Genomic DNA, 26,919 nt, shown 5'->3' on the forward strand with positions numbered 1-26,919 from the left:
GTTTTCTCATTGGAAGAGGGAACACTGTTTTCACCTGACTATTAAGCGTGTCGAGTAATTGTAAATTTTTGTTACAAATATCGGAAGCTGAGGTTGATGCTGTTCATATCGCAGTTGCAACTGTTCACGGAATGGATTATCTATTTGAAAAGAAACACATATTAGATTTAAACGGAATACTATTTCTGAAATTTTATTACGAGGTGGTCAATGTTTTATTACCTCTCAAGTAATTATAATACATACAACCCTTTTTCAATCGTTTCTTCACCTAGCTTAACTTCGATATAAAAAGGAACTTGTGATTCAATCATAAAACTAGACCGCAGGGTTTTTCTTCTTGCTATTTTCTCATCTATCATTTCTCCTGATACTTCATAAAAAACTAAAATTTTCATATTTGCAGGTAATTTATCATCAGTATTAGTGGTACATACTTGTAAAGTTAGACTATATAAACCATGATCTTTAGTTGCTTCCGTCTCTTCTTTTTTAATTTTCAAAAGTAGAGGTATATTGATTTGACTGATATTAATAACTTTACCGATTTCGTTTTCCTCATTATCTCTGCTTCTGCGTTGAAATGCTAAATTCTGCTTTCTCTGAAGATTTTTTTGATTTAGGAAATTTCTTGGAACATCCCAACCCACGGGAAAATTCCTTTTATCAAACTTACCAGATAAAGAAACGATATTGTTCCGTTGATTATCTCTATTTTCATCCGTATCCAACATTTCAATACTTTGAATAGTATCTGATTTAACATCAGTAATTATAATGGTATCTCCTGAATATTCCCTTAAAATAGCTTGCAGATTCACTTTATCAACAGAATTAATATCACCGTCTAAAGTAATAACTAATTTTGTTATTTTAGTCTCACTATCTATAACAGTTATTTCACGATTAAGTGTTGGCATTGTTATTTCCTCCTGGTTAGTTTTAGAGGTACAGCAATAATGTGATGATATCTCAACAGATTGTTCTGTTGTCACAAAATCTTGCCAATTCAATTTTAAAGCTTCACATATTCTTTTCAAAGAATCAATTTGAATAGATTTACCCTGAAAAAAGTTGGTAACTGTATTTCGAGATATCAATTGAGACTCAGCAAAATTAGATTTTGACTCAAATCCCAGCTTAATTAAAGTTGTTTCTGCCTGTTTTATCAACTCAGGAGCAGCCGCAATAGTCATTCTTTTCTTTTTTATCATCATGAAGGAGTATCGTACAGTTGTATTTAATTATTTCAGGACTTACGCAAAAGGGAACGAAAGTAGGGGTAATTCATGAATTACCCCTAGGCAAGAATAAGGTTTTCAGTCACATCTTGCGTAAGTCCTATATTTAATTATTTAATTATTTAATCACAATTAAGTATAGGGCAATCATAAAACAAACAAAACATCATCACAGCTAAGACAGTAGGTGAGATTTCTGATTTTACAGTGAAATAATTAAACATCCGCAAAATCACTTTATGCTAAATACTTTTTCAACCCACAGGATTTTTGGATTTCTACTCACTGCTTTAATGCTCACTTCCTGTAGTGGAGGTACGTCTAGTAATACTGATACTGGTACAAATCAAGCTCAAAATAACAGTGGTGGTGGTAATACTCCTCAAGGTCAAACTTTAACGGTTAGTATTCCTTCATTACGCAAAAGTTATACAATAATAAAGGGACAAACAACAGTAGAGGATATAGCTAGTGTAGTTTCTTTAGATAGAAATAATTGTAGAGGTGTATTTGCCATAGGTTCACGTTCTTATGCTAATTGTACATCTGAGGTCATGTCAGCTGCTCGACAGGCACTTAATTTTATTGGTAGTTGATACAAAACATCCAAATTTATAAATAACAAACCGATTTTATCAAGTCGTAGGTTGGGTAGAGCGATAGCGAAACCCAACATTTCCAAAAATAAGATGAATACGCGCACCACAAAATTTTTATCATTAATATCTGTATATCAAAATTTCCTCAACCGCTATAACTACATAACCAGCAAAATAATAAATGAAAAAAATAAATATTGTTACTCAATTATCATTATTAGAACGATATTTAATTTCTGAAATTCTTCCCATTTTATTATTTAATATTGTTATTGTTACCGTAGTGACAGAATCAATTGGTATATCATTTGAGCAATTTAACCTACTACTTAATAAACACATATCTTTTGAAAATTTAATATATTTGCATATTCTTAAACTGCCTGATTTTATTGTTATTGCTGTACCAATTTCTATGTTAATGACAACAATTTTAGTTTACAATAAATTATCAAATACCAGTGAAATTATTGCTTTACAAAGCTGTGGAGTGAGTTTATATAAATTGCTATCTCCAGTTATTAACCTTAGTATTATTATTGGATTAATATTATTTATTGGCAATGATTTTATTGTTCCTGCTACTAACTATAAAGCCGCTATTACCCTAGAATCATTGATGAATATCAACCGAGAAAGTCTAAAAAATGATGATATTATATATCAAGAATTAGCAACAATAAATGAGCCGAAAATATCAAATAAAAATAACTATCTTAAATACTTGTTTTATGCAGAAAAATTCAGCAATGGTAAAATGAGCAACGTTACTTTATTAATTAGAGACATCCAAGGATTAAAAGTAATTATAAACTCTAAATTTGCTGCATTGTATGACCACAACAAATATTTTTATTTTTATGATGGTGTAAAAAGTATAATTAATCGAGATGGTGCTTATGGTGAAGCAATTAAATTTGAACAATTGATCATTGAGTTACCTAATATATCTCAGCAATTTCAACTAGATAGAGAAAAGTTAGATGATAGAGAAATGAATATTTTTCAGATATACCAACGATTATTAATTGGGGAAAAATTAGGAGATATGACTAAAATAATTCAGTTAAATGTTAATCTATTTAAACGATTTAATTTACCTATTTCTTGCATTGTTTTCACTTTATTAGGATCGTCAATAGGAATTAATTTACAACCAAGAATTAAATATAGTAGTTTTAGTTTTACTTTGCTAATTATTGGAACAATCAAAATATTTGAGGCTGTGATAAATGCTTTAATACTATCAGAACATATTTCAAGTTTTGCTATTTTCATACCAAATATATTTGCTACTGGTGTGAGCTTTTATCTATTACTAAAAAAAATTAGTTAACTTGGTAGGTTGGTTTCAATAATAAAACTCAACGTACTGCTCATTAGTTTAGCAAACGTTGAAATTCAGTGCATTTATAGCATATCTGTGGAAAAAATTGAAAAATTTTTCATGCTCTGATAGAATTTAGCTGGTTAATTTGATTTTTTTTCAACAATGAAAGCTGATCAATGTTGGGTTTCCTAAAGTCAACCCAACCTACATCTACATACCCAATTTACTCAGCATGATTAGGTAAATTATGAGGATCAACTCCTTGCGATCGCAAATAAGCCATTAACCTTTCTTTCTCCTTACGTTCTTTTTCAATCATTTCCAGCGCCCAAGGTAACAAATTACCTGTTTGATCCCACCATCGCAACCAATAGCCAGTACGGCCTTCTTTTGCACCTTGCCAAGTTCCTAAAAATAGACCCATTGACTCAATCCAATGACGACCATTTTCGTCTGGTTGTTTCAATTCATAACGTCCATTTTCCAGTTGATAATATTCTAATAATCCTCCATCTGGTTCAAAAATGATATAAATAGGAACGTGCAAAATCTGTTCATAAAAAAACCATTTTCCCGGCGGATAGGTACGTTTAAATGAATATTCCCCGCCGTCTTTATCTGACAAAAATTCCATAACCACAGCCGGTATATCCCCTTCTAAATGGGGTGTATAGCTTTTCCGTCCTGGCAATATTTCTTTAACTGAAGGTATATATAGCCAATCTGGTGCTTTGGCGATAAATTGATTATTTAATGTGGCACATAAAGCAAAATTAACAGCAATTAACATCTGTGGTTGAATAAAACCACTGATTTCTAAACTTTCACACAAAGCACCTGCTAAAAGTGGTTGTCCTGTATTGTCCACTGGTTCATCCTCTAGTTGATAACCATCGGGTAACGCTTCCCATGAGATAACCAGTCCCGTCTGTGATTTACTTTCACTGAGTAGGGTTGCCATAAAAGTTACCTTTACTTGATTTATTTTTATTCTATCATCTGAATTTCATCTATTATTATTTTCGTAGTGAGGACTTCAGTCCTCAAAGGAGGAATAAATTCCTCACTACAGTTAACTATTCAGCTAAAAACTCTCCTAAACTTGGAACATCTACCCACATTTTAGAATCATTTGATTGATGAGACAAATCCATCAATAATTGAGAATAAACCCCTTCTTTCAAAGATGGTATAATCTCTTGTTTGCTTTCAATTCCTGTCACCCATTGATCTACAACTCTTAAAAATGCACAAATTCGACCATCAGCATAATGTTGAGGAAATAATAATTGTTGAGGAATTTCCATTTCTGTTAAACTTCCCCCAACTTGAGAACCCCAAATTTTAAACCCGTGAATATAATCTTTTTGTTCTTCACTTCCTAAAACTAATGTTCCTTTATCTCCATAAACTTCTATCCAATGGGGTCGGGGTGCATGAACTACTGCACTAATAGCAATTTGACATGGTATACCATTTGTCAATTCCAAAGATATCAAACAATTATCATCTGTATTCACTGCTTTTAATTCACCATTTTCAGAATCAATTCTTTGGGAAATAGCTGTATTAAAATAAGCATTTAATTTCCTAACTGGTCCAAATAACCAGTTAATATAATCAAAAGCATGAGAACCTAAAGAACCCAATACCCCACCACCTTGATCTTTGCGAGAATACCAATTATAAGGACGGGATGTATCAGCACGAGAAGAACCTAACCAGTCAATTTTTATTAACCGAATATTTCCCACATAATTTGTATTTAACAACTGCTGAAAATATTGCCATGCAGGAATAAAGCGAAATTCAAAATCTACTGTGGCAATGACATTTTTAGCTTTTGCTAATTGATATAATTCTTTAGCTTCATTTGCGTTTAAAGTTACAGGTTTTTCTAATAACAGATGTTTACCAGCTTCTAATACCTGTTTCCCCATTTTATAATGTAAAAACGGCGGTGTGGAAATACTCACAGCGTCTACTTCTGGTAAATTGATAATTTCAGTGAAGTTATCACTAAAATGAGGAACATTATTATTTTCTGCAATGATTTTTGCTTTGTTGATATCTCGATGATAAACCGCAGTTATTTTGGTTTTGTGATGTGCTTGAAATGCGGGAATATGTACTTTTTGACCAAAACCAGTACCAACAATTGCAACCCCAATCATATTGTATCTTTGATTTATTTGCTAAATTTACCTTTTAGTATTATACTAAATATTGCAGAAGTGTTGAATGTTAAGATTTTGAGGATTTTGTCCAAGTTGTGCATTGGTATTGGTGATACCAAATTTGAGCAATTAATGACTCTATTCTCAATAGACAATGGATTTTACCTGGGTAAAACGAAAAGATTGTAAAGTTTTATTGCAGGATTCAACACTTGTGTAAATATTGATACTATTAATTGTTTTAAATAAAATCCAATTTCTTATCTATGGATTTAGTATGATGAATGAAAAACAAACTATCAATCCTTGGAATTATAAACCTTGGTGGTGTCAACCCTGGTCAATTATCCTCACAGGTATCACATTAATTAGCGGTAGTTGGTTAATACTCAAACTTATATGGTTGACAATTATTGTTGCTATCCCTATATTAAGTTGGATGGGTTTCTTTTTATTAATCTGGCCAAAATTAATGATTGAAAGCGGCATTTTAGACCAAAAAAGTAATGATTAATGAGTAATCATCAATTACCCATTACCCATTAATTACCCATTACCCATTACCCAGTCCCCAGTTACCCTCCATGACTGCGGGGATCATCTTGACTATTTGTTGATACTGGGGCGGAAAATTTGGAAGTTTTACCACTCATTTGCGCGTAGGGTAGGGGAGAACCATTTACCAAAGCTTCTAAGTTGCTGGCCATGATGGAACGGGGTATGTCACCAATAGCTTCGGCTATACCTTCTCCTTGTTTACCCAAAAATACAAAGTGAGGAATACCATCTACTCGATATTTGAGCATTTCTGGCAACCATTTGTTATTATCTACATTCAGCATGACAAAGTTTAATTTGTCTGCATATTGTTGTTTGAGTTCGGCTATGTCGGGTGCCATTTTTTGGCAGACTGTACACCAATCTGCATAAAATTCTACTAAACTGGGTTTATTATTGCTAACTGCAACTTCTAAGGGTGTGGATGCAGCATCTAGTTCGGTGAGAGAAACTGAGGTTGTCTGGGTTCGCAGTCCCAAAAATAGGGCAGCACTCAGGGCGATCGCTACAATAACAATGAGGAAGTTTCTCAAACGCTTGCCCAATGTAGATTCAGGCTTGGTAGGAGCATTAAATGGTGCATCTGTACTCATAATTTATTTATTAAGACTTATTAAGCAGTTTCATCATCTAGTTTAGCAAAACTTAGTTTTTTACCCATGAAAAAACGAGTCACCCTGACTTTTCCTAAACGTGCAATTCAAATGCCTGTCACTTACCGACTGGCAAAAGATTTTAATGTTGCGGCGAATATTATCCGCGCTCAGGTGGCCCCTAATCAAATTGGTAAACTGGTAGTAGAATTATTGGGAGATATTGATCAGGTAGATGCAGCTATTGAGTGGATGAGATCGCAACACATCAGTGTTTCCCATAATTTAGGTGAAATTGTCATTGATGATGATCTATGCGTTGACTGTGGTTTGTGTACTGGAGTTTGTCCAACGGAAGCTCTTTCTCTCAACCCAGATACATATCAACTTACATTTACGCGATCGCGTTGTATTGTCTGTGAACAATGTATTCCCACTTGTCCGGTACAGGCTATTTCTACCAATCTTTAAAATCTTTAAAAATGAGATTATCTGAATAATTACATATCAAATAACTAGCAGCCAATGTTGTTAAAAAGTCTATAAAATAATAGATTTCAATTTTTCGCTACTGCTATGATGCAAAAATATGATGAGATAGTGAATTGATATAACCTATGAACTTAGCCACAACACCCACAGTCAAAAGTCTAGGAGATTGTGCATATCAAGCAATCGAAAAACACTTTCACAAAACCATAAAATGGGAAAAATCAGTTAAAAAAGACGAAGATCCAGAAGCACTACACCAAATGCGTGTGGGAATGCGTCGTTTACGTACAGCAGTTAGTCGGTTTGAGCTATGTTTAAATTTACCCAAATCAGCCAGCGATAAAAATATTGGTAAAATTGCCAGAATACTAGGAAATCTCCGAGATTTGGATGTCTTAAAAGAGATACTGGAAAATAATTATAAACCACATTTACTTTCTAAGGAACAAGCATCTTTAGAGATAGCTTTTTCTACTTTAGCCAAACAACGGGAAGTTGCTTTTTCCCAGGTGCAAAAAATATTGAAAGATGAAACTTATAAATCTTTGAAAAATCATTTTCAACAATGGTTAGAAAAGCCTAGTTATCAACCATTAGCACATTTGCCAATTCAGCAAGTGCTACCAGATTTACTGTTACCTGAAGTCAGTAAATTATTATTGCATCCAGGATGGATGGTTGCTACTCAAGTTGTAAACTCAGAAGTAGTTGTACAAAGCAATTGGACACCGGAAGAGTTAGAAAAAAATCTGAAAAATCAAGGGAAAATTCTTCATGATTTGCGAAAACAAGCTAAAAGAGTTCGCTATCAAATGGAATTATTTACTGATTTATACGGTGAAGCTTTTACCACACATATTTCACAGGTAAAAAGTATCCAAGAAATTTTGGGAATGCTACAAGATAGCATGGTTTTAAATGAGTGGCTGGAAAATATCTTTAAGTCAGAAATTAACGAGCAAATAAGTGGTCTAATAACTTTATTAGCTGTAAATCGTTACCAATTATGGCAGCAGTGGCAACCACTACAACAGCAATATTTAAAACTAGAAACAAGACAGAATTTATATCTAACAATATTGCCATCTTTATCAATTGATAATTGATAATTGATAATTGACAATTGATAATTATTAATTATTAATTATCAACTATCAACTCTCAATTGTTCATTAACCTATTAATTTCTGCCAAGTTGCAGGACCAACAATGCCATCAGCAGTTAAACCATTTTGCTGTTGAAATCTCTTAATTGCCGCTTCTGTATTGCGACCATAAATACCATCTGCAACAGTACCTACACGATGTTGTATATATCTCATTACTGCTCCTGTGGTTTGATTTCCTTGCACTAATCGTTTTGATAATATCTGATTAATGGCATTCCATGTAGTGCTAGTTGCCATTCCACTGGGAATAATTCCCACAATTCTTTGAAACTTCTCTACAGCAGAAGTTGTGGCAGGTCCAATGATATTATCCTCATCCAAACGCCTATTATTTCTATCAGTTATTTGCAGTCGATTTAAAGCTTGTTGCAATCTGAGAACAGAGATATCTGTATTTTGTTCCTCATCTCCTACTAAGTTTACAGGAGAAGATACCACTTTACCAGTTAACCCTGTAACAATAGCATTGGCCATTGCTTCCCCATCATAAAGTTGCATATCTTTCGCGGAATCAATAAAGCAACATTCTATGAGAATACCTGGCATATTTGTATTTCTAATCACGTACAGGTGAGAACCATTCTTGACACCGCGATTAAAAAATCCTAACTTGATAATTTCATCTAATACTGGTTGGGCGATTTTTCTCCCAGCATCACTCATAGCAAATACTTCTGTTCCATTAGCTTGCCCATTAAAGGCATTAAAATGAATAGAAACAAAAACATCAACTTTGTTTCTATTAGCTATATCACAACGTCTACCCAGAGATTGACTGACTGTTCTGGCACTATTTGGTGTACAAGATATTGCTTCATGACCTAAGCTTTTTAACTTAGCTATAACTTTATTTCCCACCTCCATAGTTAAGTTATCTTCAAATTTAATACCTCTTGCTCCCGTATCTGGAGGACAATTATGTCCCATATCAATTCCAAATTTCATGGTGTATCCTCAACGTACTTTCAACAGAAAAGATTTAATTAAGAAAATGGGCTTGTTTGGGATTTTTTCTAGTCAAAAACCAGAATTATGATATCACATATTATAATTGCTCAAAATCGACAGCAACTAGATATTTATGTAATCACAATGTAACTTGTAAATTTCCAAATACAGGGAAAAAAGGAAATATATCTCACCTTCAGCCTCAATGGGCAAATGAGATATTCTACTCTTTAGGTAGATATTCCCCCATTAGTCCGCAACAATGTTTAAGATCAAAGTAAAGAAAGATTTCGTAACTGAGTGACATGAAACGTATTGTCTTAATTGCTGGTTTTGAATCGTTTAACGCTGATTTGTACCGAAAAGCGGCTTTTTTGGCTGTTTCTCGCTGTCCTGAGTTAGATATTCGCGTTTTTAGCGATCGCAATATTACCACCAACCCAGAAGAGGTACAAGCCGCACTTCAAGGTGCTGATGTATTTTTCGGTAGTTTAATATTTGACTATGACCAAGTTTTATGGTTAAGAGAACATATTGCTAATATTCCCATCCGGCTTATTTTTGAATCAGCACTAGAATTAATGAGTTTAACGAAAATAGGGGTGTTTTCTATCGGTGATAAACCTAAAGGAATGCCTAAACCTGTTAAATTCATACTCGATAAATTCAGTAATGGTAAAGAAGAAGACAAACTCGCAGGTTATATAAGTTTCTTAAAAATTGGACCCAAGCTATTAAAATTCGTACCAGTACAAAAAGTCCAAGACCTCCGCAACTGGCTCATTATCTACGGTTACTGGAACGCAGGAGGAACAGAAAATGTAGCAGCTTTATTTTGGACACTTGCGGAAAAATACTTATCTTTACAAGTCGGTGACATTCCTGCACCTATCGAAACCCCCAACATGGGTTTATTACATCCAGATTATCAAGGTTATTTTACATCACCTAAAGCATATTTGGAGTGGTATGAAAAAAGGAGTCAGGAGTCAGGAGTCAGGAGTCAGGAGAAAGAAAAGAATAAAATTACCCAGTCACCAGTCACCAGTCCCCAGTCCCCAGTTATCGGAATTTTACTTTATAGAAAGCACGTCATTACAAAACAGAATTATATCCCCCAATTAATCAGAAAATTTGAAGATTCGGGTTTAATACCTTTACCAATTTTTATTAACGGAGTTGAAGGTCATGTTGCTGTGCGTGACTGGATGACAACCGACTATGAAACCCAACAAAGACAACAAGGAAATATTGAAACTCCTTCCCTTTCTTCAGCAGCAGTCAAAGTTGATGCGATCATTTCTACAATTGGGTTTCCTTTAGTTGGTGGACCTGCGGGTTCAATGGAAGCGGGAAGACAAATAGAAGTTGCACAACGCATTTTAACTGCTAAAAATATTCCCTATATTGTCGCTGCACCTTTATTAATTCAAGATATTCATTCATGGACTCGTCAAGGAATTGGCGGTTTACAAAGTGTAGTTTTATATGCACTTCCTGAATTAGATGGGGCAATTGATACTATACCTTTAGGTGGTTTAGTTGGTGAAGATATTTATTTAGTTCCAGAAAGAGTACAAAGGTTAATTGATAGAGTTAAAAATTGGGTTTCCTTACGTCAAAAATTAGCATCAGAAAGAAAAATTGCCATAATTTTATATGGTTTTCCTCCTGGTTATGGTGCTGTAGGAACTGCTGCTTTATTAAATGTTCCTCGCAGTTTAATTAAATTACTTCATGCACTTAAAGAACAAGGTTATACAGTAGGGAAAATTCCTGAAGATGGAGAGGAATTAATTAAACAAGTAAAAGCAATAGATGAAGAAATGGAAACCTGGGAAAAAGATAAACCTTTCCCCACAGATGCTAATACTGTCAATGCTAGAAAATTAGAAAAATGGTTAGGATATCTCCGCACTTCTAAAATTGAAAAACAATGGAAATCTTTAACAGGTGCAGGAATTAAAACCTATGGCGATGAATTACATCTTGGGGGTGTAAAATTAGGAAATGTTTGGATCGGTGTTCAGCCACCTTTAGGAATACAAGGCGACCCGATGCGGTTAATGTTTGAACGAGATTTAACTCCCCATCCTCAATATGCTGCTTTTTATAAGTGGTTACAAAATGAATTTCAAGCTGATGCAATTGTCCATTTTGGAATGCACGGAACTGTGGAATGGTTGCCGGGTTCACCTTTAGGAAATACTGGTTATTCTTGGTCGGATATATTATTAGGAAATCTACCGAATTTATATATCTATGCTGCTAATAATCCTTCAGAATCAATTTTAGCTAAACGTCGTGGTTATGGGGTTTTAATTTCTCATAATGTGCCGCCTTATGGACGGGCGGGTTTATATAAGGAGTTGGTAAGTTTACGGGATTTAATAGCAGAATATCGGGAAGATCCAAAGAAGAATTATGTGCTAAAAGAAGGTATTTGTAAGAAAATTGTTGATACTGGTTTGGATGTTGATTGTCCTTTTGATGATGCGAAAAAATTGGGTATTGCTTTTACGCCGGAAAATGTCAGGATGTTTAGTGGTCATGCTTTCGATGATTATTTGGTGAAGTTGTATGAGTATTTGCAGGTGTTAGAAAATCGGTTGTTTTCTTCTGGTTTACATACTTTAGGTGAAGCGCCAAGTGAGGAGGAGTTAAAGGGTTATTTGGATGCTTTTTTTGGAGAAGAAAACGAACCACGAAGGCACGAAGGACACGAAGAAAGAAGAGAAGAAGAAGAGAAAATAATTACAAGTTTGTTGAATCAATCTACTGATGAGTTGACGAATCTTTTGCGGGGTTTAAATGGTGAGTTTATTCCTCCTGCACCGGGTGGAGATTTGTTGAGGGATGGGGCGGGTGTGTTACCTACTGGGAGAAATATTCACGCTTTAGATCCTTATAGAATGCCTTCTCCTGCTGCTTATGAAAGAGGTAGGGAAATTGCACGGAAGATTATTGATCAGCATTTAGCAGAACATCAGAAATATCCTGAAACTGTGGCGGTTTTATTGTGGGGTTTGGATGCTATTAAAACTAAGGGTGAATCTCTTGGTATTCTGTTAGAATTGGTTGGTGCTGAACCTGTGAAGGAGGGAACGGGAAGGATAGTAAGATATGATTTAAAACCTCTTTCTGCGGTGGGACATCCGCGCATTGATGTGTTAGGAAATCTATCTGGTATTTTCCGTGATAGTTTTGTGAATATTATTGAATTATTGGATGATTTGTTTCTTCGTGCTGCGGAAGTTGATGAACCGGAAGAACAGAATTTTATTAGAAAACACGCTTTAGAATTAAAAGCGCAAGGTGTGGAAAATTCCTCAGCAAGATTGTTTTCTAACCCCTCTGGCGATTTTGGTTCTTTGGTTAATGATAGAGTGGTTGATGGTAATTGGGAAAATGGCGAGGAGTTGGGTAAAACTTGGGAAAGTCGCAATGTTTTTAGTTATGGAAGGAAGGATAAAGGACAAGCTAGACCGGAGGTTTTGCAGACATTATTAAAAACGAGCGATCGCATTGTTCAAGAAATAGATTCTGTTGAATATGGTTTAACTGATATTCAGGAATATTACGCTAATACTGGAGGTTTAAAAAAAGCGGCTGAACAACAAAGCGGGAAAAAAGTTACAGCTAGTTTTGTGGAAAGTTTTTCTAAGGATACCACCCCTAGAAATTTAGATGATTTGTTAAGAATGGAGTACCGAACTAAGTTATTAAATCCTAAATGGGCGGAAGCAATGGCTAACCAAGGTTCTGGTGGTGCTTTTGAAATTTCCCAACGAATGACGGCTTTAATAGGTTGGGGTGGAACTGCTGATTTTCGAGATCATTGGGTTTATGAACAAGCTGCGGATACTTATGCTTTAGATGCAGAAATGGCGGAAAAGTTACGCAAAGCAAACCCGGAAGCTTTTAGAAATATTGTTAGTAGAATGTTGGAAGCACACGGGCGCGGTTTATGGAATGCTGATGGTAATAGGTTGGAAAAATTGCGTCAGTTGTATGAATTGAGTGATGAACAATTAGAAGGTGTGACAGTTTAGAAAATTCAAGATTCAAATTTTAAACTGTAGGTTGGGTTAAGCATCGCGCAACCCAACACATTTACAGTACAATTAAATTGATAAATCAAATAAAAACATCATGAAATTTATCATTACTATGTTTCAAGATGAAGATGGGATGTTTATTGTTGAATGTCCCTCTATTCCTGGTTGTGTCAGTCAAGGAATAACTGAAGCAGAAGCACAGGAAAACATTCAAGAAGCTATTAGGGAATGTTTAGAAGTTAGGTTAGAAAAAGGGATGCCTTTAACAGTAATAACTCGTGAAGTGGAAGTATATAGGGGTTGCTGAGAAAGTCTTTCCGTGAGGGCATAGGAGTCAGGAGTCAGGAGTCAGGAGTCAGGAGGAGATTTGAAAATTTCTTTGCCATCTCTTGAAATCCCAAAAAATGCACACTTTTTCCGGTATACCCTTCAAAACCCTTGCACTAATTTCTGTGTTTATCAGCCTCTAACCTTTGATATATCAAGGTTTTAGGTTTATTCAGCAAACCCTATATATATAATGCTATCTGTACCAATATTAAAACCTGCGGAGGTTATTAAAACTTTTACAAAACTTGGCTGGGAAGTTTCTCGTCAACGCGGAAGTCATATTATTATGACCAAAGAAGGACATCCAGCTACTCTTTCTATACCTAATCATAATCAAGTAGCACGGGGTACTTTACGCAGTCTTATTGCTAAAGCAGGAATAACAGTAGAAGAATTTATGAATGTTTTAGAAAATTAAAATTATAATCGTAGGTTGGATTAAGCAACGCGCAACCCAACCAAATGTTTTATCTAACAATCAGTTGACTTTAATCTAGGGTTCAAATTTGTAATTCAAACCCTGGTAAAACATCTTCTCCAGAAAGTACAGCAGAAAGTTGGACAATTTCTACAGGTTTTCCACTTCTATAAATTTCTACTTCTTTATCCTGTGGGTTAATTAACCAACCCAAACGCAAACCATTATCTATATATTCCTGCATTTTTTCTTGCAGAGTTTTCAATCTATCGGTTTCTGATCTCAGTTCAATGATAAAGTCTGGTGTAAGTGGGGGAAATTTCTTTCGTTCTTCTTCTGTTAATGCTTCCCAGCGTTCTAATTTTATCCAAGCAACATCAGGTGAACGTTTTGCACCATTGGGAAGTCGGAATATTGTTGAGGAACTAAATACTATCCCTAATTTTGTTTGGTAATTCCACAGACTGACTTTAAAATTTAAGTCGGCTTCACTACGGCCGCTTTCTCCTCCTACTGGTGGCACAATAATTAACTCTCCTTCTGCATTTAGTTCTAAGCTTACATCTTTATTGGCCATACAGAGTTGGTAAAATTGTTCATCTGTAAGGCGAATAATTGGATCTAGGTTTAAGGTGACTGTGTTCATTTAACTACTGTTAGCCTTTAAGTAATATGTTTTTTTTGATGTAAAAACTTCAAGTAGATTTTTTCCGTTCTCATTAGGACTTACGTAAGATGACTAAAAACCTTATTCTTGCGTAGGGGTAATTCATGTAGCTTGTTTCCCGAAGGGTATTACCCCTACTTTCGTTCTCTTTTGCGTAAGTCCTGCTAATTTTAAAGGGTTATGCGGATACCTTTTGATCCACCATATAGGTTAATCTGCTTTTTATGTATACTTAATACATCCTTTTTATGAATGAATTTAGGATTATGCCAGTTTTCTATACACATAATCCCATTTTTTTGTAGATGCTAAAGAAATCAGCATAGCTTCTGATTCTTGGGGGGTGATATTTCCTAAGTTAAAAGCATTAATTTCTTGTTCTGTGAAAATTTTTGTCTTTAAACCAGCTTTGATAAGCGACTGTAGTAAATGTTTTAAAGATTCCCTAATAATGGACAATTTATAAAAATCTTTATCTACAATATCTACATTTTCTATTTTAGATTGATTAAATTGTTCTACAATATTGATAGTTATTATTTTAAAGACTTCTTGATTTTTTGTAATTAAGTATAAATCAAAGTCTATAAATTCTATATCTATACTTTCTTTCATTATAAAATAATACTTTACATACAGTAACCAAGGTAATTCACCCTTGGTTGATTTTTCACAAATTACCTGATATAGTTTGCTTTTCTTAACCAACTTTTCAATTAACTTTTCTAATTCCTCCTTTAGTTGAATAACAGATATTTGTCGAAGATTAGCAAATTCAATCATTTCTGCCATTTTTTCATCTTGCGGGTTAGGATCATTTAAGCATCTTTCCAGAACTTCTATCCTTTCCCGGATGCTATCAATAATCTCTTGGGGGAATGTAAAGCTGTATACCATACCTTATCTACCTTTATGGTGACATTATGTGCCTTCCTAAAACTATTTTAACTCAAAAATACATAATCTTGAGTCCTAAAATCAGTATTTTGACAAAATTGGCAATAAACCGACTATAATAAAAGATAAAATTATGTAATAAACACATTAAATATATGATCGCAAATCACGATATTTACATCACTCCCGAACAATATTTAGCACTGGAAGAAAAAAGCCCCGTCAAACATGAATACATCAACGGTTACATCTACGCAATGGCTGGTGCGTCAGATCCTCATATTACAGTAACAGGTAATATTTTTACTCTCATTCGGAATCACATTCGTGGTAGTGGATGTCGAGTTTTTTTTACTGACATGAAAACCAGAATAGAAACCATCAATCGTTTTTACTATCCTGATGTGATGGTTACTTGTGATGAAAGAGATAAAGGATTATTAAATTATAAAAAATTCCCCTGTTTAATAATTGAAATATTATCTGATTCTACAGAAGCATTTGATCGGGGTGATAAATTTAAAGACTATCAAAATATCGAAACTTTACAAGAATACGTTTTAATTGATGTCAAAAAACCTCAAGTAGATTGTTTTCGGTGTAATGATCAAGGTTTATGGGTATTACAATCTTATACACAATCATCTTTTGAACTGCAAAGTATTAATTTTCAGGGAAATATGAATGATTTATATGAAGATGTAAGTTTTTTATAGTAGATACCTACCTAGCGAGATTTTCCACTACCTTCAATCTACCTTAACCCCAAAATACAAGCGTATAACTTAAATCCTTGCTAAACTAAATTTACAAATGTTCATAATCATAGATAAAAATCAATCATAATATATGATTTCAACTAATACACCCTCTAAACCTAGACAAAATTCCGCATTTAAACACCTCATGTCTATCCATTGGTGGATGTCAATTGGTTATTTAATCCTATTTTTAACTGGTACAATTATGTCCAGGTTGCCAAGAGAGGTTTTTATTCGTCCTTCTCTTTACGATTTTCACAAATCAATTGGTGCTTTAACAATGGCCATTCTCACTTGGCGAATTTTAGTATTGTTGCGGGTTTGGTGGCGTAAATATACAAAAAGATTTCCTCAATTTACTCCCGAATGGTTAAAAACTGTCGCCCTTCATACCAGTTTGTATATCTTTATGTGGGTTGTTCCTGTTACGGGTTTCTTACTTTCTAATTCTTTTAAAAGTAATAATGTTAAAGTTTTTGGTATTCTGTTACCTGATATGTTTCCCCAAAATTCGGCAATGGTGGAAGTCGGTAGAAGTTTACATTTTTGGTTAGCTTACACATTTTTGGTTTTTATTATTTTACACTCAATTCAACAAAAAAAAGTAGTGCGATCGCTTTGGCGTAAATTTACCAAAACTATCACACTTGGGAATAATTTATCTAGTAACTAATGACGCAAGTTTTCTGAGTTTTACAATTATCAGTTATCAGTGAGAATAGGGGATAGGAAGGAAGGAAAGCAACTCCTGACTCTTGACTCCTTACATAATTAGCTGATTATTGTTCATGTTCCTGTTGATTATTATGTATCGTGTTATCTGCTTCCAATAACCTAGACATAAATACATCTGGTTTTCTACTCATTACAGATATCACTTTATCAATAGCAATGACTTCACTGATTTTCACCACCATTTCCCACAAAGTATCTTCTTCTGTCTCTTTGTTGTGCGTTCTGTGTTTAAACCACAATAAGTCATCTACAACCCCGATAATTGTTGCCAAATACCATTTATCTCTGATTAACAACCATATCTCTTTCTCTATGTAGGTTTGCAGAATAGATTTCATGATGGTTTAGATAACAAAAACTTATTGCGCTACATAGTATGCTGATGAGACAGAAAACGCAATAGTATATTTACTTATCTTTTCGTATTAAAAATAACGTTTATGTGTTAACAAAAATATGTATATTTTGAAACACTTACTGATTAGATTTAGTCCAGAAGTTGAGAAAAATCCCATATTTATTCTTTGTTAAGAATTATCAACTATCAACTATCAACTGTCAACTATCCAACTTACTTAGTAATTGCCGAATTACATTAGCATCTTCGGCTTCAGGAACTTTAGTTAAATAAATTTGCAGATCCTCTACTGCTTGGGTAAAGTAACCAAGTTGATAATAAAGCAAACCTCTGTCTCTTAATTCTAAACTCACACCAGGAAACAACAACAAAATTCTTTCTACCACAGATAGGGTTTTTTCTAAATCTTGGCGATTTAAATAAATATACTTCAAATTTGTCAGCATCCTCGCCAAAAACTGCCGCTTACTAACCACAGCTAAAAATTCTGGTTGTAATGTCACCGATTGCTGATAAATTTGAGATAGTCTTTCTTGACAGTCTTGAGGAAACATCACCTCACCACCATTAAAAGCATCCACAAAAATCTCAATGTCTGCAATATCGGGACGGATTAAAAAATGTCCAGGCATTCCTATGCCCACCATTGGAAAGTCAATGCGTTTTCCTACCTCCATGTAAACTAACGCTAAAGTAATAGGAATCCCGGTTTTGCGTTCTATGACATCATTAAAAAAACTATTACGCGGATCATAATAATCAATTTTATTACCTGTAAAACCTAATTCATCGTATAAATACTGGTTTATACTTTGAATCATCCGCAGCGGATAGCGGGAAGATGGTAAACGCTCCTCTAAATCTGTTGCCATTATATCTAGGGCGTTTAAGTATTCTTCTGGATCAAGATTGGGATATTCTTCCTGGGCGATATATAAAGCAGCCCTGGCCAGGTTGATAGACTCGTCAGGTTGCTGGATTTCTTGGTAAAAATATTGACGTGCTGACGAGAAGTTCATAAGCAGTAGGTATGAGGCGACATACTCTTATTTTAAGGCATTTGAGGCAGTTGGGAGCGATCGGATCTCAAAATCGTATTTTTACCAGTTGTTTCATTAGACATCTCCAGAAAAGAAATTATGGAACTTATTTATGGGGGCAGGGCGAAGCTTATGGGATATCTAGATGTCTGATTTTTCCGTTAAATTATCGCCCTGTAAGGGCGAAGCATTCGGAAAATATCCTTTGGTGAATACCGATCATTAATCGCTCGAATGCTTCGCCCCTACTTCGCCCCTACAACTTATGACAAATTAATACATTCTATTGTGGAGATGTCTATTAATTGATCATGTATGATCAACATATACCAAATATACTAAAATAAGATCTTTGTCTAGTTCTCCACATCTGTCAACTTATGAAATTACCTGATTTAAACACTGAAACTATAGATCGTATTATCGAAATGGCTTGGGAAGATAGAACCCCATTTGAAGCTATAGAAGCACAATTTGGACTTTTAGAAAAGCAGGTAATAGCCTTGATGAGAAGAGAAATGAAATCTTCTAGTTTCCAGATGTGGAGAGAAAGAGTTACTCAACGCAAAACCAAACATCTGCAAAAGCGAGAATTTATTGCAGGTAGGTTTAAATCCCAAAATCAAAGAACATGAAATACAGCTTAAAAAAAGGGGGGGTGATCTACATTATCCCATCTTTTTCTTAACTGGGTTCTAGTACCATCGATCCATTGATAACGATAGGTTTCTGTAATACATTGATCTCCCTGTACTTTAAAAAATTCCACCACTTCTAAAAAGTCACCATTCGTTAAATTCAATCTTGCCCGAAAATAACCTTGATCAGATAATGCTCTTTCTTTGACAATCTCAATTTTATCAATTATCGAACTGGTAATTAGTTTAGCTTTTATTTCTGTAAAATAATCCTCAACAATCATATTCAAATTAAGATTGAAGTAACGCTAAACGACTTTGTAAATCAGACCACATTTGATAAAAAGCACTCCATTCCACAAAATCAACTTCATCTCCTAATTTACCAGCTTTAAATTGTTGATAAACTGTTACACAGCTAAATTGTATAATCCTAATATTCTGAACTCTTGTTTAACAGACAAGATGCCTGTTCCACTTATACAAATTAAATGCACAACAGCTTAAAACTCCACAGATGATAATTGATAACGCTGCTCAAATACTTGCAAATCGCTTTCTAATTCTCTGATTTGCTGTTGAATATGTTCTCTTTCTTGATGAATAATCTTTCTGAGTGATGAAGCTAAAATATCACTATATCCTCCTTGTTGAGAAAGTGCTTCTAGGACTTTTAATTGATTGATTATTTCTGCTTGAGTTGTCATGATTACTTTTAATTCCTGATTACTGATTAATAAAACTTTACTAATTCTATGATAATATATCAATTTAGCATTGTTTGTACCCGTACCCACATCGCAGACTTCTCTAATAAGCAGGGGATATAATTTAGTATATTTTATCGTATATTAGCATTTGTTAGCATCTATCAGCATTTAGTTTTAATAATGAATTTAAGGAAAAGATGGGATCATTCAGTGCTAACCTAAAAGATGATATTGCTTGATCTTAGGTCTTTGAAGACCAACTCTGAAAAATAGCTTCATTCATTAGGCGCAGCATGGTCACCACCGCAGAAAAAACAAACATAGGTTACATTACCCAAGTAATTGGTCCGGTTGTAGACGTTAAGTTCCCCGGCGGTAAATTACCCCAAATCTACAACGCTTTGACCATCAAAGGCACTAACGAAGCTGGACAAGAAATCAACCTCACCGTTGAAGTACAGCAGCTTTTAGGCGATAACCAAGTTAGAGCCGTTGCGATGAGCAGCACCGACGGTTTAACCCGTGGTTTAGAAGTTGTTGACACCGGCGCACCCATCAGCGTACCCGTAGGTAAAGCTACATTAGGACGTATTTTTAACGTTTTAGGCGAACCTGTAGATAATCAAGGTCCTGTAAACAACAGCGAAACCTTACCTATTCACCGCGAAGCCCCCAAACTCACAGAATTGGAAACCAAGCCTTCTGTGTTTGAAACCGGGATCAAGGTTGTGGACTTGTTAACTCCCTACCGTCGTGGTGGTAAAATCGGTCTGTTCGGCGGTGCTGGTGTTGGTAAAACCGTGATCATGATGGAATTGATCAACAACATCGCTACTCAACACGGTGGTGTGTCTGTATTCGCTGGTGTAGGTGAAAGAACCCGCGAAGGTAATGACCTCTACAACGAAATGATCGAATCTGGGGTTATTAACAAAGATAACCTCAACGAATCTAAAATTGCTCTAGTATATGGTCAAATGAACGAACCACCGGGAGCTAGAATGCGGGTTGGTTTGTCTGGTTTGACAATGGCTGAATACTTCCGTGATGTGAACAAGCAAGACGTACTGTTGTTTGTTGACAACATTTTCCGGTTCGTACAAGCTGGTTCTGAAGTATCTGCGCTGTTGGGACGGATGCCTTCTGCGGTAGGATATCAGCCCACTCTTGGTACTGACGTAGGTGCGCTACAAGAGCGTATTACCTCCACAACCGAAGGTTCTATTACTTCTATTCAAGCTGTATATGTACCTGCGGACGACTTGACCGACCCCGCACCCGCTACAACCTTCGCTCACTTGGACGGTACAACAGTATTGTCTCGTGGTTTGGCAGCTAAAGGTATTTACCCTGCGGTAGATCCTCTGGGTTCTACTTCCACAATGTTGCAACCCAATATTGTAGGTAAAGAACACTATGATACTGCACGTGCTGTTCAGTCTACCTTACAACGTTACAAAGAATTACAAGACATCATTGCTATCTTAGGTCTAGATGAATTGTCTGAAGAAGACCGTCTCACCGTAGCACGCGCTCGTAAGATTGAGCGTTTCTTGTCTCAGCCCTTCTTCGTAGCAGAAGTATTTACCGGTTCTCCTGGTAAATATGTGAAATTGGAAGACACCATCAAAGGTTTCCAAAGAATTTTATCTGGTGAATTGGATGATCTGCCAGAGCAAGCTTTCTACTTGGTAGGCGATATCAACGAAGCGATCGCTAAAGCCCAAAAGCTCAAAGGTTAATAGGTAATGGGTAATAGGTAATGGGTAATAGGTAATGGGTAATGGGTAAGAAATTCTCCCAACTACCAATTACCAATTACCAATTACCAATCACCAATCACCAATCACCAATAATTAAGTAGAAACTAAAAGAATATGACTCTGACCGTTCGTGTAATTTCCCCAGACAAAACTGTTTGGGATGCTCCCGCTGATGAAGTAATTTTACCTAGCACTACTGGTCAGTTGGGTGTTTTAAGTGGACACGCTCCCATGTTGACAGCATTGGATACAGGTGTAATGCGGGTTCGTGCCAACAAAACTGCTAACTGGCAAGCGATCGCCCTTTTGGGTGGTTTTGCTGAAGTTGATGAAGATGAAGTTACCGTTCTAGTAAATGGTGCTGAACGTGGGGACGCTATTAATTTAGAAGAAGCCCGCACAGCTTTCAACCAAGCACAAACCAAATTAAACCAAGTTCCCGCAGGGGATAGACAAGCTCAAATCCAAGCCACTCAAGCCTTTAAACGCGCTCGCGCTCGTTTTCAAGCTGCTGGCGGTTTGGTGTAACTCAATCCTGAAATGGACGATAAATAGGGTAGGCAATTAGCCTACCCTTGTTTATTGTTTGATTATGATGTTTAAAAATATAATGTTAAGTTTGTAACCGTATTCTCGTCTTGACACCCGGTGATGATCATCTGATTGTTTGATCATTTTCCACCAATGTTATCAGGATATCAGCCAGCTTTTTATTTAGATGATGAATCAGATAATAAAAAAGATGCTAAGAAAGATATATTACGAGATGAAAAATCACGCGATCGCTTTCTATTTAAAATCTTATGTTTGTCAAGCTGCAACAATCGCAATACGATCTTTCTGATGATTTTTCACTTTTTAAGCGATCAAGTAATGAACTCTATCGCGTGCTTCAAATTCTAAAATCCTTCCATAATCTATAAATAATGAATTTGAACACGGATTAAATGGGGTTTAGAATTTAAAAGGCTGATACGAACATAAAACATCTGAACACGGATTACACAGATTTTAATTACCTTTAATTATCAAATACTGTAACAGATAACTTAATCCGTGCAATCTGCGTAATCCATCTAATCCGTCGATAAAAGCTAGTAAGGTTTTGCAGAATTACCAAAGGTTATTTCCCCCATGCCAACAAAAAAACAGATCCCCGGTTTCTTCAAGAAACAGGGGATCTAAATCACCTAAATCATCTAAATCATCTAATAATTACCCTTAACCAGCAGCTACCATTTCTTTTTCCAGACGTTCCAATCTTTCAGCCAATAATTGCTCTAAAGTAATTAAAGCCTTAGTGAAACCATCAATACCTTCAGAAAGTTTATCAGATGCCATCCGGTCAGCAGCGTGCATCTTATCAAAGGTCGCTTTATCAACAGAGATTTTTTCAATAGATAAACCTGCAACTTTAGCAGGATCAAGTTTGCGGGGTAACTCACCCACAGTATTTTGCAATTCTGATAATAAACCAGGAGAAATAGTTAACAAATCACAACCAGCTAACTCTGTAATTTCGCCAATGTTACGGAAACTAGCACCCATAACTTCAGTTTTATAACCAAACTTTTTGTAGTAGTTATAAATCTTGGTTACAGACAATACACCGGGGTCTTCTGCGGAAGGATAGCTGTCCCGTCCGGTATCTTTTTTATACCAGTCAAGAATACGACCCACAAAAGGAGAAATCAGAGTGACACCAGCTTCAGCACAGGCGATCGCTTGGTGAACACCAAACAACAAAGTTAAGTTACAGTGAATACCTTCTTTTTCCAAAATTTCCGCAGCCTTGATACCTTCCCAAGTCGCAGCAATTTTAATTAAAACCCGTTCCTTAGAAATACCCGCAGCTTTATATTGAGCAATCAAATCTCTAGCTTTAGCCACTGTAGCATCAGTATCATAGGATAACCGTGCATCTACTTCAGTAGAAACACGACCGGGGATAATTTGCAGAATTTTCAAACCAAAAGAAACCGCCAAACGGTCAAAAGCTAAAGAAACTACCTCGGCTTGGGTAGCCTTAGTACCAGCATCTTTTTTCGCTTTAATTAAAGTTTGGTCAACAATATCTTGATATTCCGGCATTTGTGCCGCCGCAGTAATCAAAGAAGGATTGGTAGTAGCGTCCTGGGGTTTAAACTTTTCAATTGCTTGGATATCTCCAGTATCCGCCACAACAACGGTTACTTCCCGCAACTGTTCCAGTAAATTTTTAGCCATAACATACTCCGTAAATTTTTTTGGTGTAGGATTTACCAATCCCCAATTATTTAAACTCTTTGATTTTGCATACGATTCTGATTTTGGCAACTTTTCTTAATAATTGCCTAACCTTACTTTACTAAATCATTCCTCTCAGGTGTGCAGTTGCCAACTTTTTTTGATTTATTAACCGCAAAGTACGCAAAGTACACAAAGGAAGAGAAGGAATGAAGTTGAGAATTTTTGAGCAGGAAGAGAAAAGTTCCAGCCTCAGCCCTATTTTAAACGTCTCAAGCTGTAATAGGCTGTCCAATAGAATGCACTTTGATTAAACTGGTTGTTCCTGACATACCAATTGGTACTCCAGAGGTAATTACAACTTTGTCACCTTTTTGCACAAAACCATTTTCTACCACTGTGTTAACCACATTGGTAAACATCTCCTCTGCATGATGAACAGGGTTGATTAACAAAGGTTCTACACCCCAAGATAAAGCCAACTGACGATAGGCAATGGGTTCAGAAGTCAGGGTAATAATTGGTGTCAGAGGACGATATTTAGAAATCAATCTAGCCGTATTTCCAGAAGTTGTATTACAAAGAATCGCCTTAGCACCTGTTTCATAAGCAATGCGACAAACCGCTTGGGCAACTGATTCTGTAACACTCAGACGACCGGCTTCATGATTCCAGGTATGTTTAGCACCCGCTGGCAATGCTTTTTCCGTTTGCAAAGCGATATTGTGCATTGTTTGTACCGCCGCAATGGGATATTCACCCACGGCAGTTTCTCCCGACAACATCACCGCATCTGTACCATCCAAAATGGAATTAGCCACATCCGTTGCTTCGGCGCGAGTGGGGTCAGGGGCGCTAATCATCGACTCTAACATCTGCGTAGCTGTAATCACAGGCTTACCCATCAAATTACAGAGACGAGTGATATCTTTTTGAATTAATGGCACTTGGTGAATAGGCATTTCTACTCCCAAATCACCACGGGCAATCATAATCGCATCAGCAACTTGTAGGATGTCATTTAACTGGGCGACAGCTTCTGGGCGTTCAATTTTGGCAATCAGACGGATTTTAGAACCAGCGGCTTCAATCATGCGTTTTGCCGGTTCTAGGTCTTGGGGCGATCGCACAAAAGAAACCGCTACCCAGTCTACACCCAATTGAATCCCAAACCGTAAATCCTGCAAATCCTTTTCTGTAATGGAACTCACAGGTAAAGGAGTAGCAGGTAAATTTACACCCTTATGAGAAGAAATCAACCCCCCAATATCCACATGAGCGCGAATTTTATCAGCATCACGACTGGTTACAGTTAATTTCACCCGACCATCATTAATCATAACTGGTTCACCAGGTCGGATCATTGCAAATAAAGTAGGTAGAGGTAGGGGAAGTTCATCAATATTTTCCCCCTTTTCCTGTAACAGAAAAGTCACCTCACTCCCAGCTTCCAGCATCAAACCTTCCGGTGGTAACTTCCCCAAACGAATTTTCGGACCACACAAATCCTGCATAATCGCAACAGGTCTTTTTAACTCATCACTAATGCGTCGTAAATGGTGAAAAGTTTGAGCGTGAGCTTCATAAGCACCATGCGAGAAATTCAACCGAGCCATATTCATTCCCGCTTCCACCAAAGCTTGCAGCTTTTCCGGTGCAGCAGTAGCAGGACCAACAGTACAGATAATCTTGGTTCGACGCATCATAAAAAGTAGGGGGTAACGGTCTAGGTAGTGCAACCTCGTTAAGCCCATACTGGGGACTGGGGATTGGTGATTAGTGACTGGTGACTGGGAAGAGATGGGGAGGTAGGGAGGCAGAGAAATTTTAGATTTTAGATTTTAGATTTTAGATTGGAGATAACAAAAACAATCCAAAATCCAAAATAGCCCAATCCCCAATCACCAGTCACCAGTCCCCAATCACCTATTTGCCATTGACAACATCAAATCAACAACACGGTTAGAGTAACCCCATTCGTTGTCATACCAAGAGACAACTTTAAAGAAGTTAGAATTTAATTCAATTCCTGCACCTGCATCAAAAATGCTAGAGTGGGCATCACCTTGAAAATCTGTAGAAACTACTTCTTCATCGGTATAACCCAAAATACCTGCTAACTCACCCTCAGCAGCTTTTTTCATTGCTGCACAAATTTCTTTGTAACTTGTAGATTTGACAGTTTTGAAAGTTAAGTCAACTACCGAAACATCAGGGGTAGGAACTCTAAAAGCCATCCCTGTCAACTTACCTTTCAACTCTGGTAAAACCAAAGCCACAGCTTTAGCCGCACCAGTGGAAGAAGGAATAATATTTTGAGCCGCACCTCTACCACCGCGCCAGTCTTTTTTACTTGGTCCGTCTACTGTAGGTTGAGTAGCAGTCATCGCATGAACTGTAGTCATCAAACCTTCAGCCAAACCAAAGTTATCATTAATAACTTTAGCAATTGGCGCTAAACAATTTGTAGTACAACTAGCATTGGAAACAATTAAATCCTTTGCAGGATCATAGGATTGATGGTTTACACCCATCACCATTGTTTTCACTTTTTCAGGATCTTTTGTAGGTGCAGAAATCACAACTTTTTTTGCACCAGCTTTTAAGTGATTTTCCGCCCCAGCATAATCAGTGAAAAGTCCTGTAGATTCCACAACATAATCTACACCTAATTTACCCCAAGGTAATTCTGCGGGATTTCTGACAGAAACACAGGGGATAAAATGCCCATCAATTACCATGCCATCTTCCCTAGCTTCCACCTTACCTTTTAACTTACCGTGTGTGGAGTCGTACTTTAAAAGATAAGCCAAATTATCCGGTGGTACTAAGTCATTAATCCCCACAAATTCAATGTTAGGATTATTAATACCCGCACGGAGTACCAAACGACCGATCCGCCCAAAACCGTTAATAGCGACTTTCAACTTAGCCAAAATTTAACCTCCTGTTTGTAGAGATTTAACCAGAGAAAATTGGCCAGATTAATTCTACTCTGACTTAGCTGATTCTTACAGTAAAAAAAGTCATAAAGCTGATTTATTTGGTATATTTTAATGTTTGGTAATTGGTAATTGGTAATTGGCAGAAGTGTTGAATGTTAAGAAATCTGTGATAAAAATAGCCCAAAATATATTAAAATTTGAGCAAGCTATATCAAAATATTGATTTGATCATGATTATAAATTCATTTCCCAAGATTGTCAAAGAC

The 26,919-nt window shown here is 36.1% G+C and carries 27 protein-coding genes; 13 read left to right on the top strand and 14 right to left on the bottom strand.

Annotation, left to right across the window (positions count from 1 at the left end):
• Positions 1 to 233: 233 nt before the first annotated feature.
• Positions 234 to 1,196: a helix-turn-helix domain-containing protein gene (locus tag H5968_RS16800; protein ID WP_187040867.1), complete on the bottom strand. Its 963-nt coding sequence runs from the start codon at positions 1,194 to 1,196 to the stop codon at positions 234 to 236.
• A 284-nt stretch (positions 1,197 to 1,480) separates the two neighbouring features.
• Here H5968_RS16800 and H5968_RS16805 point away from each other — a divergent pair, with 284 nt between their 5' ends.
• A complete protein-coding gene (locus H5968_RS16805) occupies positions 1,481 to 1,837 on the top strand; it encodes a hypothetical protein (protein ID WP_187040868.1) in 357 nt (118 codons plus the stop codon).
• Between the two features lie 184 nt (positions 1,838 to 2,021).
• Entirely contained in the window at positions 2,022 to 3,176 is a 1,155-nt protein-coding gene (locus H5968_RS16810; RefSeq protein ID WP_187040869.1) for an LptF/LptG family permease, read from the top strand.
• 217 nt (positions 3,177 to 3,393) lie between these two features.
• On the opposite strand, the gene H5968_RS16815 is transcribed toward H5968_RS16810, so the two are convergent.
• On the bottom strand, positions 3,394 to 4,131 hold the full coding sequence (locus tag H5968_RS16815) for a Uma2 family endonuclease (RefSeq protein ID WP_187040870.1): 738 nt from the start codon (positions 4,129 to 4,131) through the stop codon (positions 3,394 to 3,396).
• A gap of 115 nt (positions 4,132 to 4,246) precedes the next feature.
• A complete protein-coding gene (locus H5968_RS16820) occupies positions 4,247 to 5,344 on the bottom strand; it encodes a Gfo/Idh/MocA family protein (RefSeq protein ID WP_187040871.1) in 1,098 nt (365 codons plus the stop codon).
• Between the two features lie 283 nt (positions 5,345 to 5,627).
• On the opposite strand from H5968_RS16820, the gene H5968_RS16825 reads away from it, so the two are divergent.
• Complete coding sequence (locus H5968_RS16825; protein ID WP_187040885.1) at positions 5,628 to 5,861, top strand: DUF6737 family protein; 234 nt, start codon at positions 5,628 to 5,630, stop codon at positions 5,859 to 5,861.
• Between the two features lie 61 nt (positions 5,862 to 5,922).
• Here the strand turns inward: H5968_RS16825 and H5968_RS16830 are convergent, their stop codons facing one another.
• Positions 5,923 to 6,498: a thioredoxin family protein gene (locus H5968_RS16830; protein ID WP_187040872.1), complete on the bottom strand. Its 576-nt coding sequence runs from the start codon at positions 6,496 to 6,498 to the stop codon at positions 5,923 to 5,925.
• Positions 6,499 to 6,564: 66 nt separating this feature from the next.
• Here H5968_RS16830 and H5968_RS16835 point away from each other — a divergent pair, with 66 nt between their 5' ends.
• Both H5968_RS16835 and H5968_RS16840 read left to right on the top strand, forming a co-directional pair.
• Positions 6,565 to 6,969 carry an NIL domain-containing protein gene (locus H5968_RS16835; protein ID WP_187040873.1) on the top strand — a complete coding sequence of 135 codons (405 nt, stop codon included), beginning with the start codon at positions 6,565 to 6,567 and terminating at the stop codon, positions 6,967 to 6,969.
• 146 nt (positions 6,970 to 7,115) lie between these two features.
• Positions 7,116 to 8,096 carry a CHAD domain-containing protein gene (locus H5968_RS16840; RefSeq protein ID WP_187040874.1) on the top strand — a complete coding sequence of 327 codons (981 nt, stop codon included), beginning with the start codon at positions 7,116 to 7,118 and terminating at the stop codon, positions 8,094 to 8,096.
• 66 nt (positions 8,097 to 8,162) lie between these two features.
• Here the strand turns inward: H5968_RS16840 and H5968_RS16845 are convergent, their stop codons facing one another.
• Positions 8,163 to 9,104 carry an N-acetylmuramoyl-L-alanine amidase gene (locus H5968_RS16845; RefSeq protein ID WP_187040875.1) on the bottom strand — a complete coding sequence of 314 codons (942 nt, stop codon included), beginning with the start codon at positions 9,102 to 9,104 and terminating at the stop codon, positions 8,163 to 8,165.
• Positions 9,105 to 9,412: 308 nt separating this feature from the next.
• On the opposite strand from H5968_RS16845, the gene bchH reads away from it, so the two are divergent.
• The 3 genes from bchH (at position 9,413) to H5968_RS16860 (ending at position 13,913) form a co-directional block, all read left to right on the top strand.
• On the top strand, positions 9,413 to 13,159 hold the full coding sequence (gene bchH, locus H5968_RS16850) for a magnesium chelatase subunit H (RefSeq protein ID WP_187040876.1): 3,747 nt from the start codon (positions 9,413 to 9,415) through the stop codon (positions 13,157 to 13,159).
• Between the two features lie 100 nt (positions 13,160 to 13,259).
• A complete protein-coding gene (locus tag H5968_RS16855) occupies positions 13,260 to 13,472 on the top strand; it encodes a type II toxin-antitoxin system HicB family antitoxin (RefSeq protein ID WP_187040877.1) in 213 nt (70 codons plus the stop codon).
• A 213-nt stretch (positions 13,473 to 13,685) separates the two neighbouring features.
• Entirely contained in the window at positions 13,686 to 13,913 is a 228-nt protein-coding gene (locus tag H5968_RS16860) for a type II toxin-antitoxin system HicA family toxin (protein ID WP_187040878.1), read from the top strand.
• 82 nt (positions 13,914 to 13,995) lie between these two features.
• Here H5968_RS16860 and H5968_RS16865 read toward each other — a convergent pair whose 3' ends face one another.
• Positions 13,996 to 14,559: a Uma2 family endonuclease gene (locus H5968_RS16865; RefSeq protein ID WP_187040879.1), complete on the bottom strand. Its 564-nt coding sequence runs from the start codon at positions 14,557 to 14,559 to the stop codon at positions 13,996 to 13,998.
• Between the two features lie 285 nt (positions 14,560 to 14,844).
• Positions 14,845 to 15,477: a hypothetical protein gene (locus tag H5968_RS16870; protein WP_187040880.1), complete on the bottom strand. Its 633-nt coding sequence runs from the start codon at positions 15,475 to 15,477 to the stop codon at positions 14,845 to 14,847.
• Between the two features lie 155 nt (positions 15,478 to 15,632).
• Between H5968_RS16870 and H5968_RS16875 the strand changes: the two genes are divergently transcribed.
• Positions 15,633 to 16,193 (top strand): Uma2 family endonuclease, encoded by a 561-nt coding sequence (locus H5968_RS16875; protein ID WP_187040881.1) that lies wholly within the window; start codon positions 15,633 to 15,635, stop codon positions 16,191 to 16,193.
• Between the two features lie 133 nt (positions 16,194 to 16,326).
• Positions 16,327 to 16,911: a cytochrome b gene (locus H5968_RS16880; RefSeq protein WP_187040882.1), complete on the top strand. Its 585-nt coding sequence runs from the start codon at positions 16,327 to 16,329 to the stop codon at positions 16,909 to 16,911.
• Between the two features lie 106 nt (positions 16,912 to 17,017).
• Here H5968_RS16880 and H5968_RS16885 read toward each other — a convergent pair whose 3' ends face one another.
• Both H5968_RS16885 and H5968_RS16890 read right to left on the bottom strand, forming a co-directional pair.
• Entirely contained in the window at positions 17,018 to 17,311 is a 294-nt protein-coding gene (locus H5968_RS16885; protein ID WP_096571987.1) for a hypothetical protein, read from the bottom strand.
• Positions 17,312 to 17,531: 220 nt separating this feature from the next.
• Positions 17,532 to 18,350: a SirB1 family protein gene (locus H5968_RS16890; protein ID WP_187040883.1), complete on the bottom strand. Its 819-nt coding sequence runs from the start codon at positions 18,348 to 18,350 to the stop codon at positions 17,532 to 17,534.
• A 401-nt stretch (positions 18,351 to 18,751) separates the two neighbouring features.
• Here H5968_RS16890 and H5968_RS16895 point away from each other — a divergent pair, with 401 nt between their 5' ends.
• Entirely contained in the window at positions 18,752 to 19,006 is a 255-nt protein-coding gene (locus tag H5968_RS16895; protein ID WP_096571985.1) for a TIGR03643 family protein, read from the top strand.
• Positions 19,007 to 19,014: 8 nt separating this feature from the next.
• Here H5968_RS16895 and H5968_RS16900 read toward each other — a convergent pair whose 3' ends face one another.
• Together H5968_RS16900 and H5968_RS25795 are read right to left on the bottom strand one after the other, a co-directional pair.
• Entirely contained in the window at positions 19,015 to 19,293 is a 279-nt protein-coding gene (locus H5968_RS16900; protein ID WP_255427168.1) for a DUF6516 family protein, read from the bottom strand.
• A 219-nt stretch (positions 19,294 to 19,512) separates the two neighbouring features.
• Positions 19,513 to 19,806: a hypothetical protein gene (locus tag H5968_RS25795; RefSeq protein WP_255427169.1), complete on the bottom strand. Its 294-nt coding sequence runs from the start codon at positions 19,804 to 19,806 to the stop codon at positions 19,513 to 19,515.
• A gap of 206 nt (positions 19,807 to 20,012) precedes the next feature.
• Between H5968_RS25795 and atpD the strand changes: the two genes are divergently transcribed.
• Together atpD and atpC are read left to right on the top strand one after the other, a co-directional pair.
• Positions 20,013 to 21,461, top strand: a complete 1,449-nt coding sequence (atpD, locus tag H5968_RS16910) for a F0F1 ATP synthase subunit beta (RefSeq protein ID WP_137666417.1) — start codon at positions 20,013 to 20,015, stop codon at positions 21,459 to 21,461.
• Between the two features lie 135 nt (positions 21,462 to 21,596).
• The gene (gene atpC, locus H5968_RS16915; RefSeq protein WP_137666418.1) at positions 21,597 to 22,010 is read left to right on the top strand and encodes an ATP synthase F1 subunit epsilon; all 414 of its coding nucleotides are present in this window, start codon (positions 21,597 to 21,599) and stop codon (positions 22,008 to 22,010) included.
• Positions 22,011 to 22,703: 693 nt separating this feature from the next.
• Here the strand turns inward: atpC and H5968_RS16920 are convergent.
• The 3 genes from H5968_RS16920 to gap form a co-directional block, all read right to left on the bottom strand.
• Positions 22,704 to 23,708: a transaldolase gene (locus H5968_RS16920; protein ID WP_187040884.1), complete on the bottom strand. Its 1,005-nt coding sequence runs from the start codon at positions 23,706 to 23,708 to the stop codon at positions 22,704 to 22,706.
• A 272-nt stretch (positions 23,709 to 23,980) separates the two neighbouring features.
• A complete protein-coding gene (gene pyk / locus H5968_RS16925) occupies positions 23,981 to 25,411 on the bottom strand; it encodes a pyruvate kinase (RefSeq protein WP_187040886.1) in 1,431 nt (476 codons plus the stop codon).
• A gap of 219 nt (positions 25,412 to 25,630) precedes the next feature.
• Complete coding sequence (gene gap, locus H5968_RS16930; protein WP_096571976.1) at positions 25,631 to 26,644, bottom strand: type I glyceraldehyde-3-phosphate dehydrogenase; 1,014 nt, start codon at positions 26,642 to 26,644, stop codon at positions 25,631 to 25,633.
• Between the last annotated feature and the right edge of the window lie 275 nt (positions 26,645 to 26,919).

The sequence above is a fragment of the Sphaerospermopsis sp. LEGE 00249 genome (genome assembly GCF_014299995.1).
Taxonomy (GTDB): domain Bacteria; phylum Cyanobacteriota; class Cyanobacteriia; order Cyanobacteriales; family Nostocaceae; genus Sphaerospermopsis; species Sphaerospermopsis kisseleviana.